Source organism: Pseudomonas sp. TE3-3-F2023 (assembly GCF_036784815.1).
In the GTDB taxonomy this organism is placed as follows: Bacteria; Pseudomonadota; Gammaproteobacteria; order Pseudomonadales; family Pseudomonadaceae; genus Aquipseudomonas; species Aquipseudomonas pudica.
The window spans coordinates 1825661-1841781 of sequence record NZ_CP145113.1 but is presented as its reverse complement, the minus strand read 5'-3'; the positions used below and the strand labels follow the sequence as shown (position 1 = coordinate 1841781).

General features: G+C 63.2%; 14 protein-coding genes. 8 read left to right on the top strand and 6 right to left on the bottom strand.

The window, feature by feature from the left end:
- The first annotated feature begins 14 nt into the window (after positions 1-14).
- The 3 genes from V3314_RS08350 to V3314_RS08340 are packed head-to-tail and all read left to right on the top strand — an operon-like array spanning position 15 to position 2927.
- Positions 15-1421 carry an FAD-binding oxidoreductase gene (locus tag V3314_RS08350; RefSeq protein WP_338460131.1) on the top strand — a complete coding sequence of 469 codons (1407 nt, stop codon included), beginning with the start codon at positions 15-17 and terminating at the stop codon, positions 1419-1421.
- Positions 1422-1453: 32 nt separating this feature from the next.
- Positions 1454-1795: a cupin domain-containing protein gene (locus V3314_RS08345; protein ID WP_046615791.1), complete on the top strand. Its 342-nt coding sequence runs from the start codon at positions 1454-1456 to the stop codon at positions 1793-1795.
- Positions 1796-1847: 52 nt separating this feature from the next.
- Positions 1848-2927, top strand: a complete 1080-nt coding sequence (locus V3314_RS08340; RefSeq protein WP_046615792.1) for a polyamine ABC transporter substrate-binding protein — start codon at positions 1848-1850, stop codon at positions 2925-2927.
- Between the two features lie 137 nt (positions 2928-3064).
- Here V3314_RS08340 and V3314_RS08335 read toward each other — a convergent pair whose 3' ends face one another.
- Positions 3065-4648 (bottom strand): peptide chain release factor 3, encoded by a 1584-nt coding sequence (locus tag V3314_RS08335; protein ID WP_003257876.1) that lies wholly within the window; start codon positions 4646-4648, stop codon positions 3065-3067.
- A 559-nt stretch (positions 4649-5207) separates the two neighbouring features.
- Between V3314_RS08335 and V3314_RS08330 the strand changes: the two genes are divergently transcribed.
- The 4 genes from V3314_RS08330 to V3314_RS08315 are packed head-to-tail and all read left to right on the top strand — an operon-like array spanning position 5208 to position 8653.
- Complete coding sequence (locus V3314_RS08330; RefSeq protein WP_046615793.1) at positions 5208-5921, top strand: ABC transporter permease; 714 nt, start codon at positions 5208-5210, stop codon at positions 5919-5921.
- 13 nt (positions 5922-5934) lie between these two features.
- Entirely contained in the window at positions 5935-6849 is a 915-nt protein-coding gene (locus V3314_RS08325) for a glycine betaine ABC transporter substrate-binding protein (RefSeq protein WP_338460130.1), read from the top strand.
- Positions 6846-7499 (top strand): ABC transporter permease, encoded by a 654-nt coding sequence (locus V3314_RS08320; RefSeq protein ID WP_046615795.1) that lies wholly within the window; start codon positions 6846-6848, stop codon positions 7497-7499. Before V3314_RS08325 ends, V3314_RS08320 begins: the two co-directional genes overlap by 4 nt.
- The gene (locus V3314_RS08315; protein WP_085600644.1) at positions 7496-8653 is read left to right on the top strand and encodes an ABC transporter ATP-binding protein; all 1158 of its coding nucleotides are present in this window, start codon (positions 7496-7498) and stop codon (positions 8651-8653) included. Before V3314_RS08320 ends, V3314_RS08315 begins: the two co-directional genes overlap by 4 nt.
- A gap of 138 nt (positions 8654-8791) precedes the next feature.
- On the opposite strand, the gene V3314_RS08310 is transcribed toward V3314_RS08315, so the two are convergent.
- From V3314_RS08310 to V3314_RS08300, 3 genes are all read right to left on the bottom strand, one after another.
- The gene (locus V3314_RS08310) at positions 8792-11221 is read right to left on the bottom strand and encodes a TonB-dependent siderophore receptor (RefSeq protein WP_046615797.1); all 2430 of its coding nucleotides are present in this window, start codon (positions 11219-11221) and stop codon (positions 8792-8794) included.
- Positions 11222-11329: 108 nt separating this feature from the next.
- Positions 11330-12292, bottom strand: a complete 963-nt coding sequence (locus V3314_RS08305; RefSeq protein WP_338460129.1) for a FecR family protein — start codon at positions 12290-12292, stop codon at positions 11330-11332.
- Between the two features lie 20 nt (positions 12293-12312).
- On the bottom strand, positions 12313-12810 hold the full coding sequence (locus V3314_RS08300) for a sigma-70 family RNA polymerase sigma factor (protein WP_046615799.1): 498 nt from the start codon (positions 12808-12810) through the stop codon (positions 12313-12315).
- A 494-nt stretch (positions 12811-13304) separates the two neighbouring features.
- Here V3314_RS08300 and V3314_RS08295 point away from each other — a divergent pair, with 494 nt between their 5' ends.
- Positions 13305-14468, top strand: a complete 1164-nt coding sequence (locus V3314_RS08295; RefSeq protein ID WP_015269027.1) for a type III PLP-dependent enzyme — start codon at positions 13305-13307, stop codon at positions 14466-14468.
- 157 nt (positions 14469-14625) lie between these two features.
- On the opposite strand, the gene V3314_RS08290 is transcribed toward V3314_RS08295, so the two are convergent.
- Both V3314_RS08290 and V3314_RS08285 read right to left on the bottom strand, forming a co-directional pair.
- Positions 14626-15375: a tetratricopeptide repeat protein gene (locus tag V3314_RS08290; RefSeq protein ID WP_046615800.1), complete on the bottom strand. Its 750-nt coding sequence runs from the start codon at positions 15373-15375 to the stop codon at positions 14626-14628.
- 3 nt (positions 15376-15378) lie between these two features.
- Entirely contained in the window at positions 15379-16059 is a 681-nt protein-coding gene (locus V3314_RS08285) for a Fe2+-dependent dioxygenase (protein ID WP_046615801.1), read from the bottom strand.
- Positions 16060-16121 lie beyond the last annotated feature (62 nt).

Sequence of the window (16121 nt, the reverse complement as noted above, 5' to 3'; positions counted from 1 at the left end):
TGGAGCCGAACCCGATGCAACCCCTGCGCACGCTCAGCCTGTGGATGGACCAGCTAGACGAGCCGTTGTGCGCCCGCCCGGCCCTGCGCGAGGACCTGGACGCGGACGTATGCATTATCGGCGCTGGCTACACTGGCCTGTGGACCGCCTACTACCTCAAGCGCCAGGCGCCGCAGCTGAACATTGCAGTAATCGACGCCTACATCGCCGGTTATGGCGCCTCGGGGCGCAACGGCGGGTGGCTGATGGGCAACCTGCTCGGCGAAGACCGCCTGCTGGCCGCCCTGTCGCCGCAGCAGCGCCGCGCCAGCATCGACTTGCTGCATGCCATCCCCGATGAAGTACATGGCGTGCTGCAACGCGAAGGCATCGACTGCGACTACCGCAAAGGCGGCGTGCTGTACTGCGCCGCACGCTACCCGGAACAGGAGCGCAGCCTGCGCACCTACCTCGACAACCTTTATCGCCAGGGCATGACCGAGGACGACTACCGCTGGCTGCGCCCCGATCAGCTTGACGCCCAGTTGCGGGTCAGCAATGCCTATGGCGCGATCTACAGCCCGCACACCGCGACCATCCAACCCGCCAAACTGGCGCGTGGTCTGGCCCGGGCGGTAGAAGCGCTGGGCGTACCCATCTACGAGAACACCCCAGCCATCGCCTGGCAGCCGGGTGAGGTGCGCACCCCGCTGGCGCGCATTCGCTGCCAATGGCTGGTACCCGCCGTGGAAGGCTACGCCGTCAGCCTGCCGCCACTGGGCAAGCATCAGCTGCCGGTACAGAGCCTGCTGGTAGCCACCGAGCCCCTGCCGGAAGCCACCTGGGAACAGATCGGCCTGAAGCAGGGCCAGGCCTTCAGCGAGAGCAGCCGCCAGGTCACCTACGGCCAGCGCACGGCCGACAACCGCCTGGTATTCGGCGCCCGTGGCGGCTACCGCTTCGGCGGCCGCCTGCGCGAAAACTTCAACCTCACTGAACAGGAAATCGAGCTGCGCCGCTACCTGTTCGGCGAACTGTTCCCGCAGCTGAAGCACGTGCGCATCACCCACTCCTGGGGCGGCAACCTGGGCATGGCACGGCGCTTCCGCCCACACATGCTCTGCGACCGCCAGCGCGGCATCGCCCTGGCCGGCGGCTACGGCGGCGAAGGCGTCGGTGCCACCAACCTGGGCGGGCGAACCCTGGCGGCGCTGATCCTCGACCAGCACAACGAACTGACCGCGCAACCCTGGGTGCTCGACAACCGCCCGCTTTCAAGCCTGGCCAGTTGGCCACCCGAGCCCTGCCGCTGGCTGGGCTACAACGCAATCATCCAGAGCTTCGTCCACGAGGACCGGACCCTCGCCAACCCCGCCAGCGCGCCGTGGAGGCGGCGCCTTGCCAGCAATCTTGCGGACTTCATGGAAGGCTTCATGCACTGACTTCCCTTTCCCCGACACAGGATTTACCGGTCATGAGCATCACCCATTTCAAGAACACCGACAGCGTCGTGCTTGATAACTCCAGCCCCGTTGCGGTACCGCTTGGCGAGCCCGTGGCGGTAGCGTCGATCACCTGCGTGGAGCGCAGCGACGGCGTCGAAACCGGCATCTGGGAGTGCACCCCCGGGCGCTGGCGGCGGCAGATCGTGCAGCAGGAGTTCTGCCATTTCACCAAGGGCCGCTGCACCTTCACCCCTGACGGTGGAGAGCCCTTGTTCATAGAAGCCGGAGACGCACTGATGCTACCGGCCAACAGTACGGGCACCTGGGATATCCAGGAGACCGTTCGCAAGACTTACGTTCTGATTTTCTGATCCGCTGATCGCCTGCCTTCGATAACAACAGACAAAGCAAGGTAACCCCGACATGCGCACGCTCCTTCTCGCCCCCCTGATGCTGGCCGCCAGCGTGGCCGGCGCCGCCGAAACGGTGAAGATCTACAACTGGTCCAGCTACGTTGCCCCCGACACACTGAAGAACTTCCAGCAAGCCAGCGGTATCGTGCCCACCTACGACGTTTACGACAGCAACGAAACCCTCGACGGCAAGCTGATGACCGGCAACTCCGGCTACGACGTGGTGTTCCCGTCCAACCACTTCATGGCCCGGCAAATCCAGGGCAAGGCCCTGAAGCAGCTGGACAAGTCGCAGCTGCCCAACTGGCACAACCTCAACCCGGTGTTGCTCAAGGCACTGGAGGTAAATGACCCGGGTAACCAATACGGCTTCCCGTACCTGTGGGGCAGCACCGGCATTGGCTACAACATCGACAAGGTCAAGGCGGTGCTCGGCGACAATGTCCCGGTGGACTCCTGGGACCTGATCTTCAAGCCCGAGTACATGAGCAAGCTGAAAAGCTGCGGCGTCGCGGTGCTGGACAACGGCCCCGAGCTGTTACCGATCGCCCTGCACTACCTGGGCCTGCCGCACCACAGCCAGAACCCGGCGGACTACGACAAGGCCAAGGCGCTGCTGATGCAGGTGCGGCCCTACATCAGCTACTTCCATTCATCGAAGTACACCGGCGACCTGGCCAACGGCGATATCTGCGTGGTGGTGGGTTTTTCCGGGGATGTGCTGCAGGCGAAGAATCGTGCCGAGGAGGCGAAGAACGGGGTGAAGGTGGGCTACTCGATACCCAAAGAAGGTGCACCGATGTGGTTCGACATGGTCGCCATGCCGGCCGATGCACCGGATGAAAAGGCCGGGTATGCCTACATGAACTACCTGCTGCAGCCGGAGGTGATGGCCAACATCAGCAACCATGTGCAGTACGCCAATGGCAACCTCGCGGCGGACGGGCTGGTGGAGCCTGCGATGAAGGGCAACACGATGATTTACCCGAGCGAGGAAGTGATGGGCAAGCTGTATGCGCTGGAGGCGATGCCGGCCAAGATCGACCGTATTCGCACGCGGATCTGGACCAGTATCAAGGCCGGGAATTGATTTCGACCTTGACACGGTCCCTGTGGGAGCGGGTTCACCCGCGAATGCGATGTTGAGTTTACCGACGCATTCGCGGGTAAACCCGCTCCCACAAGGGGCAGGAGCAGGCCCTGAAAATCAGGAGCAAGCTCTCGAAATCAGTGGTGCTCGCGGGTAGCGCGGAACTTGATGTCCGGCCAGCGTTCTTCCATCAGCGACAGGTTGACCCGGGTCGGCGCCAGGTAGGTCAGATGCCCGCCACCGTCGATGGCCAGGTTCTCCATGGCCTTGTTCTGGAATTCCTCGAGCTTCTTCTTGTCGTCACAGCCGATCCAGCGGGCCGACCATACGGTGATCGGCTCGTAGGCGCACTCGACCTTGTACTCTTCCTTCAGGCGACTGGCGACCACGTCGAACTGCAGCACACCGACTGCGCCGAGGATGATGTCGTTGCTGCGCTCAGGGAAGAACACCTGGGTAGCACCCTCTTCGGCCAGCTGTTGCAGGCCCTGGCGCAGCTGCTTGGATTTCAGCGGGTCCTTCAGGCGCACCCGGCGGAACAGCTCAGGGGCGAAGTGCGGGATACCGGTGAAGCCCAGCGCCTCGCCTTCGGTGAAGGTGTCGCCGATCTGGATGGTGCCGTGGTTGTGCAGCCCGATGATGTCGCCGGCATAGGCCTCTTCCAGCTGCTCGCGCTCGGAGGAGAAGAAAGTCAGCGCATCGCCGATACGCAGGTCCTTGTTGATCCGCACGTGGCGCATCTTCATGCCCTTCTCGTACTTGCCCGAGCAGATGCGCATGAAAGCGATGCGGTCGCGGTGTTTCGGGTCCATGTTTGCCTGGATCTTGAACACGAAACCGGTGAACTTCTCTTCCACAGGCTCCACGGTGCGCTCGTGGGCAACCCGACCCAGCGGGCGCGGCGCCCAGTCGACGACGGCGTCAAGCACATGGTCGACACCGAAATTGCCCAGCGCGGTACCGAAGAACACCGGTGTCAGCTGGCCGTTGATGAACTCTTCCTGGTTGAATTCGTGGCAGGCGCCCTGCACCAGCTCCAGCTGTTCGACGAACGAGTCGTACTGGTCGCCCAGGTGGGCACGGGCTTCGTCCGAGTCCAGCTTCTGGATGATCTTGGCTTCGGTGCGCTCGTGGCCGTGGCCCGGGGTGTACACCACGATGTAGTCACCGGTCAGGTGGTACACGCCCTTGAAGTCGCGGTAGCAACCGATCGGCCAGGTGATCGGCGCGGCCTTGATCTTCAGCACGGCTTCGATCTCGTCCAGCAGCTCGATCGGGTCGCGGATGTCACGGTCGAGTTTGTTGATGAAGCTGACGATCGGCGTGTCGCGCAGGCGGCACACGTCCATCAGGGCGATGGTACGTGGCTCTACACCTTTACCGCCGTCGAGCACCATCAGCGCCGAGTCCACCGCGGTCAGGGTGCGGTAGGTGTCTTCCGAGAAGTCTTCGTGGCCGGGGGTGTCGAGCAGGTTGATCATGTGCTCGCGGTACGGGAACTGCATCACCGAGGTGGTGATGGAGATGCCGCGCTGCTTCTCCATTTCCATCCAGTCGGAGGTGGCGTGGCGGTCGGACTTGCGCGACTTCACGGTACCGGCGACGGCAATGGCCTTGCCCATCAGCAGCAGCTTCTCGGTGATGGTGGTCTTACCGGCGTCGGGGTGGGAAATGATTGCGAAAGTGCGGCGCTTCGCGACTTCGGCGGCCTGGTTGGTCATGGGAAATCGCCTGACTGGGGGATTAAAAAGGGGCGATATCATACCTGAAGTTGGGCCGGGACCAAAACTTGATGAACCGGCGGTGCCTGTTCCGGCCCTTTCGCGGGCACGCCCGCTCCCACAGGTACTGCACAGGCCTGCACAGCAGTGGAGATCCCTGTGGGAGCGGGCGTGCCCGCGAAGAGGCCGGCACTGCCATTACAAATTCAACAACCACCCGCTTTATCACGACAAATGGCCAAAGGTCAGTTATTTCAACGCCTACAGCGCACCAACCCGCTGCTTTTTCTCGTCCAGTTTATGATCACCCAGTGATTAACACTGGCCAAATGCCGCCCCAGATGGGAACCTTTACGCCCACGGAGACGTCCACTCCCCTGCAACCCGCTTCGGTTGGGGAGCTGGTTTCATCAGCATTTTCGGGCCCGACGGGGTTCGGCTCATGGCCTGATCGCAGCCTTCGGCGTGCGTCACGCTGCTACTCGCGAACACACCACCCGCCGCCAGGACTGGCCGGCAACCAAGAAGTGTGCTCGCCGACAACACAAGGAGTCCGCCTGTGGCTAAACGCTACGGAAAAGGGCTGTTGGGATGGGCCGCCGTGCTCGTCATCCTGGCCCTGCTGGTCCACTGGATCGGCATCGACACGATCGCGCGTTATCGCGACGATCTTGGGTTCTACCTGCAAGCGCACCTGGTACTGGTGCTGGCTTCGATGGCGGCGGCGCTGGCCGTGGGCATCCCCGCCGGCATTGCGTTAAGTCGACCGCACCGGGTCGACAAAGCCGAGCGCTTCATGCAGTTCTTCAACGTTGGCAATACCATCCCTCCCCTGGCCGTTCTGGCCATCGCCCTGAGTATCCTCGGCATCGGCGCCGGGCCCGCGATCTTCGCGCTGTTCCTCGCCTCCCTCCTGCCGATCGTGCGCAACACCTACGAGGGCCTGAAAAACGTCCCCACCTCGCTCAAGGAAGCCGCCACCGGCATCGGCATGACCCCGCGCCAGCAACTGTGGCAGGTGGAGCTGCCCAACGCCGTGCCGATCATCGTTGGCGGTGTGCGCGTGGCCCTGGCGCTGAACGTCGGCACCGCACCGCTGGCGTTCCTGATTGGCGCCAACAGCCTGGGCAGCCTGATCTTCCCCGGCATCGCCCTGAACAACCAGCCACAGCTCCTGCTGGGGGCTGCCTGCACCGCATTGCTGGCGCTGGCGCTGGACGCGGCGGTGAGTTTCTCCAGCAAGCGCTGGCTGGAACGTGGCCTGGCCCAATAAGGATAGGGAACGTATGAACAAGAAAATCGCCTTGCTGCTTGGCGCCGCCGTGCTGTTCGCAGGATTTGCCCAGGCGGCAGACAAACCGCTGATCCGCATCGGCGCGCGGGTATTCACCGAACAGACCGTGCTCGCCGAAATCACCGCGCAATACTTGCGCGCCAACGGCTATGACGTGCGCGTGACCACCGGCCTTGGCAGCAATATCGCGCGCCAGGCCCAGGAAACCGGCCAGCTCGACCTGATGTGGGAATACACCGGCGTATCGCTGGTGTCGTACAACCATATCGACGAGCGCATGCCCAGTGCCGAGGCGACCTACGCCAAGGTCAAGGCACTGGACGCGAAGAAGGACCTGATCTGGCTGAACCCGTCGAAGTTCAGCAACACCTACGCGCTGGGCCTGCCCAAGCAGGTCGCCGAGGCTTATCCGCAGATAAATTCGATCAGTGACCTCAACCAGGTACTGCGCGACGAAAGCCATCGCAACCACCTGGTGGCACTGGACACCGAGTTCGCCAACCGCCCGGACGGCCTGGTAGGCCTGAAACAGATGTACGACCTGCAAGTGGGGCGCGCCAACATCCGCCAGATGGATGCCGGCCTGGTCTACACCGCCATGCACAACAACCAGGTGTTCGCAGGCCTTGTGTACACCACCGATGGTCGCCTGAACGCGTTCAACCTCAAGCTCCTGGAAGACGACAAGCACTACTTCCCCGACTACACCGCGGCGCCGGTGGTGCGCAAACAGGTACTCGACGCCAACCCAAAACTGGCCAGCCTGCTCAAGCCACTGGCGGAGCAACTGGATGACGAAACCATGCGCCAGCTCAATGCCAAGGTCGACGTCGAACACCAGAACCCGACCACGGTCGCCGCCGCTTTCCTGCGTGAGCACCCAATGCCTAGCGAGGTACAGCCATGAGCCTGCTCGACACGTTTGCCCACCTCGACTGGGCCCAGGTGCTGCAACTGACCTGGCAGCACATCATGCTGGTCGGCGTCGCCGTGGGCCTGGCGATTCTGGTCGGGGTGCCGCTGGGCATCCTCATGACCCGCTTCCCGGCCTTTGCCGGCCCGCTGCAGGCCAGCGCCACCGTGCTGCTGACCATCCCTTCCATCGCCCTGTTCGGCCTGCTGCTGCCGTTCTACTCCAGGTTCGGCCAGGGCCTCGGACCGCTACCGGCGATTACCGCGGTGTTCCTGTATTCGTTGTTACCGATCATGCGCAACACCTACCTGGCCCTGACCAACGTCGAGCCCGGCATCCGTGAAGCCGCACGCGGCATCGGCATGACCTTCGGCCAGCGCCTGCGCATGGTCGAACTGCCCATCGCCGTGCCGGTAATCCTTGCCGGCGTGCGCACCGCCGTGGTGATGAACATCGGCGTCATGACCATCGCCGCCACCATCGGCGCTGGCGGCCTTGGCGTACTCATCCTCACCTCCATCAGCCGCAGCGACATGTCGATGCTGCTGGTCGGCGCCGTGCTGGTCAGCCTGCTGGCGATCATCGCCGACCTGCTCCTGCAAACCCTGCAACGTGCCCTGACTCCAGAAGGACTGCGCTCATGATCGAACTGAAGAACCTCAGCAAAACCTTCAACGTCAACGGCAAGGACGTCAAAGCCGTCGACTCGGTAAGCCTCACCGTCAACGAAGGGGAAATCTGCGTGTTCCTCGGCCCCTCGGGCTGCGGCAAGAGCACTACCTTGAAAATGATCAACCGCCTGATCACGCCCACTTCCGGCCAGGTGTTCATCAATGGCGAAGACACCACCGGGCTGGACGAGGTCACCCTGCGCCGGCACATCGGCTATGTCATCCAGCAGATCGGCCTGTTCCCCAACATGACCATCGAGGAGAACATCACCGTGGTGCCGCGCCTGCTCGGCTGGGACAAACAGAAGTGCCATGAACGCGCCCGCGAGCTGATGCACATGATCAAGCTGGAGCCCAAGCAGTACCTGCAGCGCTACCCGCGCGAGCTGTCCGGCGGCCAGCAGCAGCGTATCGGCGTGATCCGCGCCTTGGCGGCGGAAGCGCCGGTGCTGCTGATGGACGAGCCGTTCGGCGCGGTCGACCCGATCAACCGCGAGATGATCCAGAACGAGTTCTTCGAGATGCAGCGGGCGTTGAACAAGACCGTGATCATGGTCAGCCACGACATTGACGAAGCGATCAAGTTGGGCGACAAGATTGCCATCTTCCGCGCCGGCAAGTTGTTGCAGCTGGACCACCCGGACACCTTGCTGGCGCACCCGGCGGATGAATTTGTCAGCAACTTCGTCGGCCAGGACAGCACCCTGAAACGCCTGCTGCTGGTGCGTGCGGAGGATGCGGCAGACAATGCGCCGTCGGTAAGCCCGCAGACGCCGGTGAGCGATGCGCTGGAGCTACTGGACGAGCACGACCGCCGGTACGTGGTGGTGACCGATGCACAGAACAAGGCGCTGGGTTACGTGCGCCGCCGTGATATGCATCGCCAGCAAGGGACTTGTGGCGACTTCCTGCGGCCGTTCAATGCCACGGCGTCGCATGATGAACATTTGCGCATCCTGTTGTCGCGGATGTACGAGTTCAACCGGGCGTGGCTGCCGGTGCTGGATGCCGAGCAGGTGTTCCTGGGTGAAGTGACCCAGGAGTCGATTGCGGCTTACCTGAGTTCGGGGCGTTCGCGCGGAGCAAAGACCTGCATTGTCTCGCCGGCCGAGGCGGTGGTTTCTTAATCCCTGGGGGCGCTGTGCGCCCCTTTCGCGACACAAGGCCGCTCCCACAAGTACAGCATCAGCCTCGGGCTTGACGCGGTACCTGTGGGAGCGGCCTTGTGTCGCGATGGGCCGCACAGCGGCCCCGGCGATCTCGGCTCAGAACCCTACACTGGCCTGCACATAGAAGGTGCGCGGTTCACCCACATAGATGCCGGCATTGTTGTCACTGGAACGGGTGAAGTACTGCTTGTCGAACAGGTTCTTCACCCCCGCCGCCAGCTTCAGGTTGGACATCTGGGGCCCGAACTCATAGCCGCCACGGGCATGCCAGGTCACGTAACCCGGAATATCGCCGTACTGCCCGTCCGCACTCGGCTCGGTGATGTAGTCGCCGTTGAAGCTGCCATCGGCATTGATCCCGGTACCCGGCGCGCGCTGCTTGGATTGGGCGTAGGCATCCAGGTTCCAGGTCCAGTGGTTGACTGCGTAACGCACCCCGGCAGTGGCCACCTGGCGTGAATAGAACGGCAGGTCACGGCCCTTGAAGCCAGGAATGTCACCTTCATAAGTAGCGCGGGTATAGGTGTAGCCACCGCTCACCGACAGCCCTTCCAGGCGCGGGTCCAGCCCGTCCAGGTCATAGCGCACCGAAGCCTCGATACCCTGGTGCTTGGTCGCGCCGAGGTTGGTCCAACCCACATCGTTGCTGATGTACTGCAGTTCGTCGTCGAAGTCGATGTAGAACGCCGTCAGCTCACCGGCAAAGCCACCATTGTCATAGCGGGTACCGAGCTCGTAGGTCTTGGCCTTTTCCGGCTCCAGGCCATTGGCCGTGCTGTTGCCAGTACCACCCTGGCCCAGCTGGAAGTACTGCAGGCTGCCGAACGAGGTCTCGTAGTTGGCGAACAACTTCCACGCATCGGAGAGGTGGTACATCACGCTCAGGGCCGGTAGCGGCTCGTTGCTGGTGATGCTGCGTTTCTTCTCCGGCACCGGCTGGCCGTTGGCACCGAGCACCGGGCGGTCGCGCCAATCGGTGTTGATGTGCTCGAAACGGATACCCGGGGTGATGGTCCAGTTACCCACGTCGATCTTGTCGTCGATGTAGTAGGCACTCGCCTCGGTACCGCCACTGCGGTCCTGGAATACATGGCCGTCGGAGGTCGGGGTTGGCGTCGGCACGTTGTCGATCAGCGCCAGGCGGGTCGACTGTTCACGCATCGCTTCCTTCAGGTAGCGGTAGCCCACGCTGACTTCCTGGGTGGTCGGGCCGGCGAAGAAGATCCGCGACAGCCGCGGTTCGATGGCGAAGGTGTGGTAGTTGCGCGGGTACGACGACAGGGTCTTCATGTCGCGCGAGGCAATGGCGCTGCCGCGGAAGCTGTCGGTGTAGTAGGTCAGCACTTCGAACTGGGTGGCGTCGTCGAGCTGGCGCTGCCACTTGAACGACACGTCCTTGCGCCGACCGGCGAAGTAGTCGTAGTCGCGCAGCGACTGGTACGGGTTGCTGTCGTACTGCGCCTGGGTCAGACCGCCAGGCATGTCGGCGCGGCCGTCGTAGTAGTGGAAGTTGAGCCAGAACTCGTCAACGTCGGTCGGCGCCCAGTGGGTCTTGAGGATGACGTCGTCGATGTCGTTGCCGTTGTTGCTTTCACGGTAGCCGTTGCCATTCACCCCGGTGTACAGCAGCGCCACGCCCATGCCGTTGTCCGCCGTGCCGCCGACGAAGGCCGACTCGGTATGCTTCCAGCCTCCGTGCTGGGAGGTTTCCAGGGTGGTGGACAGCTCCGCCGAGGCCTTCTCCGGGATCGCCCGGGTAACGAAGTTGATCACCCCACCGACGTTCTGCGGGCCATAACGCACGGAACCGGCGCCACGCACCACGTCGATGCTGTCGAGATTGCCCGAGGAAATCGGCGCCATCGACAACTGCGGCTGCCCATAGGGCGCGAAGGCGGCCGGGATGCCGTCGATCAGCACCGTGGAGCGTGGCGACAGGCGCGAAGTGAGGCCGCGAACACCCACGTTCAGCGACAGGTCGCTGCCGCCGGTGCCGTTGGAATCCTGCACCTGCACACCCGGGATGCCGCGCAGCACGTCGCGCACGTTCATTGCGCCCTTCTCCACCATCGCCTCGCGGCGTACCACGGTGCGCGCGCCGGGGTGGTTCTGCACCACGCTCTGCTGGGCGTCTCCCAGCCAGTCACCCACCACCTTGATGTCGGTGGGCGCCAGCTCCAGGCTGCCGGTGGTGAGGATGCCATCGGCCTGAGCCGGCTTCACCACCACGGTGCCCTGGGACATCTCGTAGGTCAGGCCGCTGCCTTGCAACAACTGCTGCAGCGCCTGCTCGGGCGCCAGCTGGCCGGAAACCGCCGGGGCCTGCTTGCCGGCCACCAGCTCGGGGCTGAAGAACAGCTGCAGGTTGGTCTGCTGGCCCAGTTGGTTCAGCGCCGATGCCAAGGGTTGGGCTTGAATCTGGATAGTGCTGCCGGCCTCTGCGGCCTGGCTGTTGACGGCCACGGCGCTGACCGCCAGGGCCAGCGCCAGGGCGCGGAAGCGTGGGAAGGGCTTGTTGTTGTTCACGTCGTCGAGACTTCCTGGAGTACGGAATAAACGCCAACTGCATGCAAATGGAAATGCTTGGCAGTTGCAGCTGGCGGGGAAGACGAACGAGCGGAAAAAAACCTGAATCTATTTCGCGATTATTTCGCGCGAGCCATCTTCGTTGGCCTTGACGGCCACCGGCAGGATGCTCGGCAGGGCACGCAGCAGCGCGTCGGTGTCATCGGTGCTGAAGGTGCTGGACAGCCGCAACTGCGCGACTTTGCCGGGGGCGACCCGCAGCGGCTGGCTGCGGTAGCGCGAAGCTTCGGCCACCACCTCGGCCAGGGTGGCGTTGTCGAACACCAGCCGGCCTTGGCGCCAGGCAGTCAGGGCGCCGGTATTCACCGCATAGGGCGCGGCCACCTGGCCTTGTGCATCTATATGCGAGCCCTGGCCCGCCGTGAGCTGCGCCAGCGAGGCGCCCTTGCCCTGCACACTCACCGAGCCCTGCTCCACCGCCACACGGGTGCTGGCTGGGTCCAGACGGACGTCGAAACGGGTACCGGTGACAGTCACGCTACCCTGCGCGGTGTCAACCACGAACGGCCTGCCACTGTCATGGGCGACGGTGAACATCACTTCACCCGCCATCAGCCGGACATGCCGCTGGCCGGCGCTGAAAGCGACCTGCACTCGCGTGCTCCCATTGAGCTCAAGGTGCGAACCATCCGGCAGTTCGACCTGGCGGCGTTCGTTGAAGGCGGTCTGCAAGCTGCCCTGATGATTTAGTTGCTGGTAATGCCAGCCGCCCCAGCCCAGGCCCAACGCCAGTGCGGCCAGGCTGGCGGCCAAGGCCTGGCGCGCGAAGCGCCGACGTGGCAACTGGCGTACCGGGGCCGGCTGACACAGCGCTTCAAGGCGCTGGCGCGGGATGAAGTCGGCGGCCTGCCACAGGCGGGCGAGCTGCTGGTACTCATCACGGTGCCGTGCATCGCCTTCCAGCCAGGCATGCAGCTGCGCCTGCAGCCCGGCATCGCGCGGCGCATCCTGCACCCGGGCGAACCACGCCGCCGCCTGTTCGCGGACGGTATCGGTACCGTGCTGTTTCATCGAAAAGGTCTCCTGACTCATCATGCCGACACATCCAGGTGCTCACGCAGATGCCGGAGCGTGCGGATCATATACTTTTCGACCATGTTCTTGCTCAACCCCATGCGCTCGGCGATCTCGGCCTGGGTCAGGCCTTCGAGCTTCTGCCAGATGAACACCTGCCGGCAATTGAGCGGCAGTTCGGCCAGCGCCCGCTCGACACTGTCGGCCAGCTCCAGCGCATGCACGTAGGCTTCGGGGTCGTCACTGCCGGCCACGCCTTCGTCGAAGGTTTGCAGCTCCAGGGCCTGGCGGCGGTCCTCACGCCGGAAACCATCCACGGCAATGTTGCGTGCGGTCTGGTGCAGGTAGGCGCGTGGCTGCTCGACCTGCTCGCGCGGGTTTTCCAGTACCCGGACAAAGGCATCGTGGGTGAGGTCCTCGGCCTGCTGTCGACTGCGCAACTTGCGCGTCCAGGTGCCGATCAGCTCGTGGTAGTGGTCGAGGAAGCCTTTGGGTCCGGACACGGTCGGGGTCATCAGGGAGGCAGACAAGGGTGCGAATAGTAATGTTTCTCATCCAACACGGCAATTCCGCCAGTCGGTAACAAAAAATTTATCGTCTTTTTCATGCACGGCGGTGCCAGGAAAATGTGGCCATAAATATGAACACCTGAGGCCCTTTGGCGGGCAAACCCGCTGCCGCGGCAATAGGGGAAACCCTGTGGGAGCGGGTTTACCCGCGACGGCCGCAACACCACCCATTCCACAATTTTTTACGCTTGAAACCTCGCCGGGAACATCAGCCGGTCACATGGGTCGGTTATTCAAATGGCAGGTCGTCGATCCGCGTCGATCACGCCCGGATTGCCTGTTGATTCTGCATTCTTCACGCCCTAAAGTGCGCGCCGAACGTCCATGCTGGAAACGATCCATCCGGCTCAAGTACTGAGTAGGCGAACCAAAGTGGGGATACGGAGGACGTTCAGTTTGCAGCCACTTAAATTTTCAGTTTGCCCATGGAGTCCCTGAGCATGTCGATCCAGGTCGAAGACTATTTCGCGCGTGACACCTTCCAGAAAATGAAGGCGTTCGCCGACAAGCAGGAAACCCCGTTCGTACTCATCGATACCCAGATGATCAGCCAGGCCTACGACGACCTGCGTGCTGGTTTCGAATTCGCCAAGGTGTACTACGCGGTCAAGGCCAACCCGGCCGTGGAAATCATCGACCTGCTCAAAGAGAAAGGTTCGAGCTTCGACATCGCCTCGATCTACGAACTGGACAAGGTGCTGGGCCGCGGCGTCAGCGCTGACCGTATCAGCTACGGCAACACCATCAAGAAGTCCAAGGACATCCGCTACTTCTACGAGAAGGGCGTACGCCTGTATGCCACCGACTCGGAAGCCGACCTGCGCAACATCGCCAAGGCCGCACCGGGTTCGAAGGTGTACGTGCGTATCCTCACCGAAGGCTCGACCACTGCCGACTGGCCGCTGTCGCGCAAGTTCGGCTGCCAGACCGACATGGCCATGGACCTGCTGATCCTCGCCCGCGACCTGGGCCTGGTGCCTTACGGCATTTCCTTCCATGTCGGCTCGCAGCAGCGCGACATCAGCGTGTGGGATGCTGCCATCGCCAAGGTAAAGGTGATCTTCGAGCGCCTGAAGGAAGAAGACGGCATCGAGCTGAAGCTTATCAACATGGGTGGCGGCTTCCCGGCCAACTACATCACCCGCACCAACAGCCTGGAAACCTACGCCGAAGAGATCATCCGCTTCCTGAAGGAAGACTTCGGTGACGACCTGCCGGAAATCATCCTCGAGCCGGGCCGTTCGCTGATTGCCAACGCCGGTATCCTGGTCAGCGAAGTGGTCCTGGTTGCACGCAAGTCGCGCACCGCCGTCGAGCGCTGGATCTACACCGACGTGGGCAAGTTCTCTGGCCTGATCGAAACCATGGACGAATCCATCAAGTTCCCGATCTGGACCGAGAAGAAAGGCGAGACCGAAGAAGTGGTCATCGCCGGCCCTACCTGCGACAGCGCCGACATCATGTACGAGCACTACAAGTATGGCCTGCCCTTGAACCTGGCCATCGGCGACCGCCTGTACTGGCTGTCGACCGGTGCCTATACCACCAGCTACAGCGCAGTGGAGTTCAACGGCTTCCCGCCGCTGAAGGCTTACTACCTGTAATGCAGAACGGGGCCGCAAGGCCCCGTTTTCATGTGTGTGCTGTCAGTTCCGACCTCTTCGCGGGTAAACCCGCTCCCACAGGTATTCCACAGGTTTCAAAACCTGTGAGGACCCTATGGGAGCGGGTTTACCCGCGAAAGGGCCAGCACAGGCGACCTCAAGCTCCGCGCCGTTCGATCTCCTCGGCATACCGCGCCGCAAAGGCCATCAACACCGGCCCCGCGCGCTGCAAGGTCACCAACGCACTGCGCAGGAAATTCATGTTCCCCTCGCCCCGCGCCCGCTCAAGCCAAGGCCCGGCTTCCGCCACCTGCCCACGCTCGACCAGCACCAGCCCCAGGCTGAACATCCCGCGAAAGTCCCCCGCTTCGGCCGAACGCCGATACCAACGCAACGCCCGTGTCGGGTTGGGCGCCGTGGCGATGCCTTGCTCCAGGTAACGCCCGTACAGGTTCATCGACTTGGCATGCCCCATGTGCGCCGCCTTCTCGTAGCACATCAGCGCCTGCGCCTGGTTGGCCGGTACGCCGCGCCCGGTGGCCAGCAGGTTGCCCAGGTTGTACAACCCCCAGTCCAGCCCGGCATCGGCCGCACGCGCATAGTGAACGGCCGCCTGCGCCAGGCTTGGTTCACCGCCCCAGCCATGCTCCAGGCAACGCCCCAGCATGTTGTGCGCCATGGCACTGCCGCCCTGCGCGGCGATGCCGAACCAGCGCCGGGCCACGGCAGCATCCGCCTGAATACCGCGCCCGTCGAGCAGGATCTGTCCCAGCAGCAACTGTGCCTCGACCGCACCCTGCCCGGCCGCCGCCAGAATCGCCTGGGCGGCCTTGCCTGGGCTTTCCTCCAGCATGGCCCGCAAACGGGCCACATCCATCACTTCCTCACGCCGCAACTGATAGGACACAGCTCAGACCTCGGCCCAGCGGCGCAGGAGGTTGTGGTAGGTGCCGGTCAGCTGCAGCAGTGATGGATGGTCCGGCACATCGGCAGTCAGTTGCTGGATGGCATTGTCCATCTCGAACAGCAACGCCCGCTGGCTGTCCTCGCGCACCAGGCTCTGGGTCCAGAAGAACGCGGCGTAACGCTGACCACGGGTCACCGGGTTGACCTTGTGCAGGCTGGTGCCGGGGTACAGCACCAGGTCACCGGCGGCCAGCTTGACCTGCTGCACGCCATAGGTGTCCTGGATCACCAGCTCACCGCCGTCGTAGCTGTCCGGATCACTGAGGAACAGCGTGGAAGACAGGTCGGTACGCACCCGCTCCGGGCTGCCCTTGGGCTGGCGCAGGGCATTGTCGATGTGGAAGCCGAAATTGCCACCTTCGCGGTAGCAGTTGATCAGCGGCGGGAACACCTTGTGCGGCAGGGCTGCAGACATGAAGCGTGGGTTCTTCCACAAGCGGTCGATCAGCGCACTGCCGATCTCCTTGGCCAGCGGGTGCCCTTCCGGCAGCTGCAGGTTGTGCTTGGCCTTGGCCGACTGGTAGCCGGCCGTGATCTTGCCGTCGGCCCAGTCGGCCTGCTCCAGCGCCTCGCGGATACGGGCCAGTTCATCGGCGTCGAACAGGCCGGGGATGTGAAGCAGCATGGCGGCAGCACCGTTGGAAAATGTAAAGGCGTCAATGATATTGATTCCCTTTTGCGCTTCAC

Bases quoted from the DNA above. Each gene is read 5' to 3' on its own strand.
- V3314_RS08350 (WP_338460131.1), top strand. From the start codon at position 15: ATGCAACCCCTGCGCACGCTCAGCCTGTGGATGGACCAGCTAGACGAG.
- V3314_RS08345 (WP_046615791.1), top strand. From the start codon at position 1,454: ATGAGCATCACCCATTTCAAGAACACCGACAGCGTCGTGCTTGATAAC.
- V3314_RS08340 (WP_046615792.1), top strand. From the start codon at position 1,848: ATGCGCACGCTCCTTCTCGCCCCCCTGATGCTGGCCGCCAGCGTGGCC.
- V3314_RS08335 (WP_003257876.1), bottom strand. From the start codon at position 4,648: ATGACCAACCAGGCCGCCGAAGTCGCGAAGCGCCGCACTTTCGCAATC.
- V3314_RS08325 (WP_338460130.1), top strand. From the start codon at position 5,935: ATGAACAAGAAAATCGCCTTGCTGCTTGGCGCCGCCGTGCTGTTCGCA.
- V3314_RS08320 (WP_046615795.1), top strand. From the start codon at position 6,846: ATGAGCCTGCTCGACACGTTTGCCCACCTCGACTGGGCCCAGGTGCTG.
- V3314_RS08315 (WP_085600644.1), top strand. From the start codon at position 7,496: ATGATCGAACTGAAGAACCTCAGCAAAACCTTCAACGTCAACGGCAAG.
- V3314_RS08305 (WP_338460129.1), bottom strand. From the start codon at position 12,292: ATGAAACAGCACGGTACCGATACCGTCCGCGAACAGGCGGCGGCGTGG.
- V3314_RS08300 (WP_046615799.1), bottom strand. From the start codon at position 12,810: ATGACCCCGACCGTGTCCGGACCCAAAGGCTTCCTCGACCACTACCAC.
- V3314_RS08295 (WP_015269027.1), top strand. From the start codon at position 13,305: ATGTCGATCCAGGTCGAAGACTATTTCGCGCGTGACACCTTCCAGAAA.
- V3314_RS08285 (WP_046615801.1), bottom strand. From the start codon at position 16,059: ATGCTGCTTCACATCCCCGGCCTGTTCGACGCCGATGAACTGGCCCGT.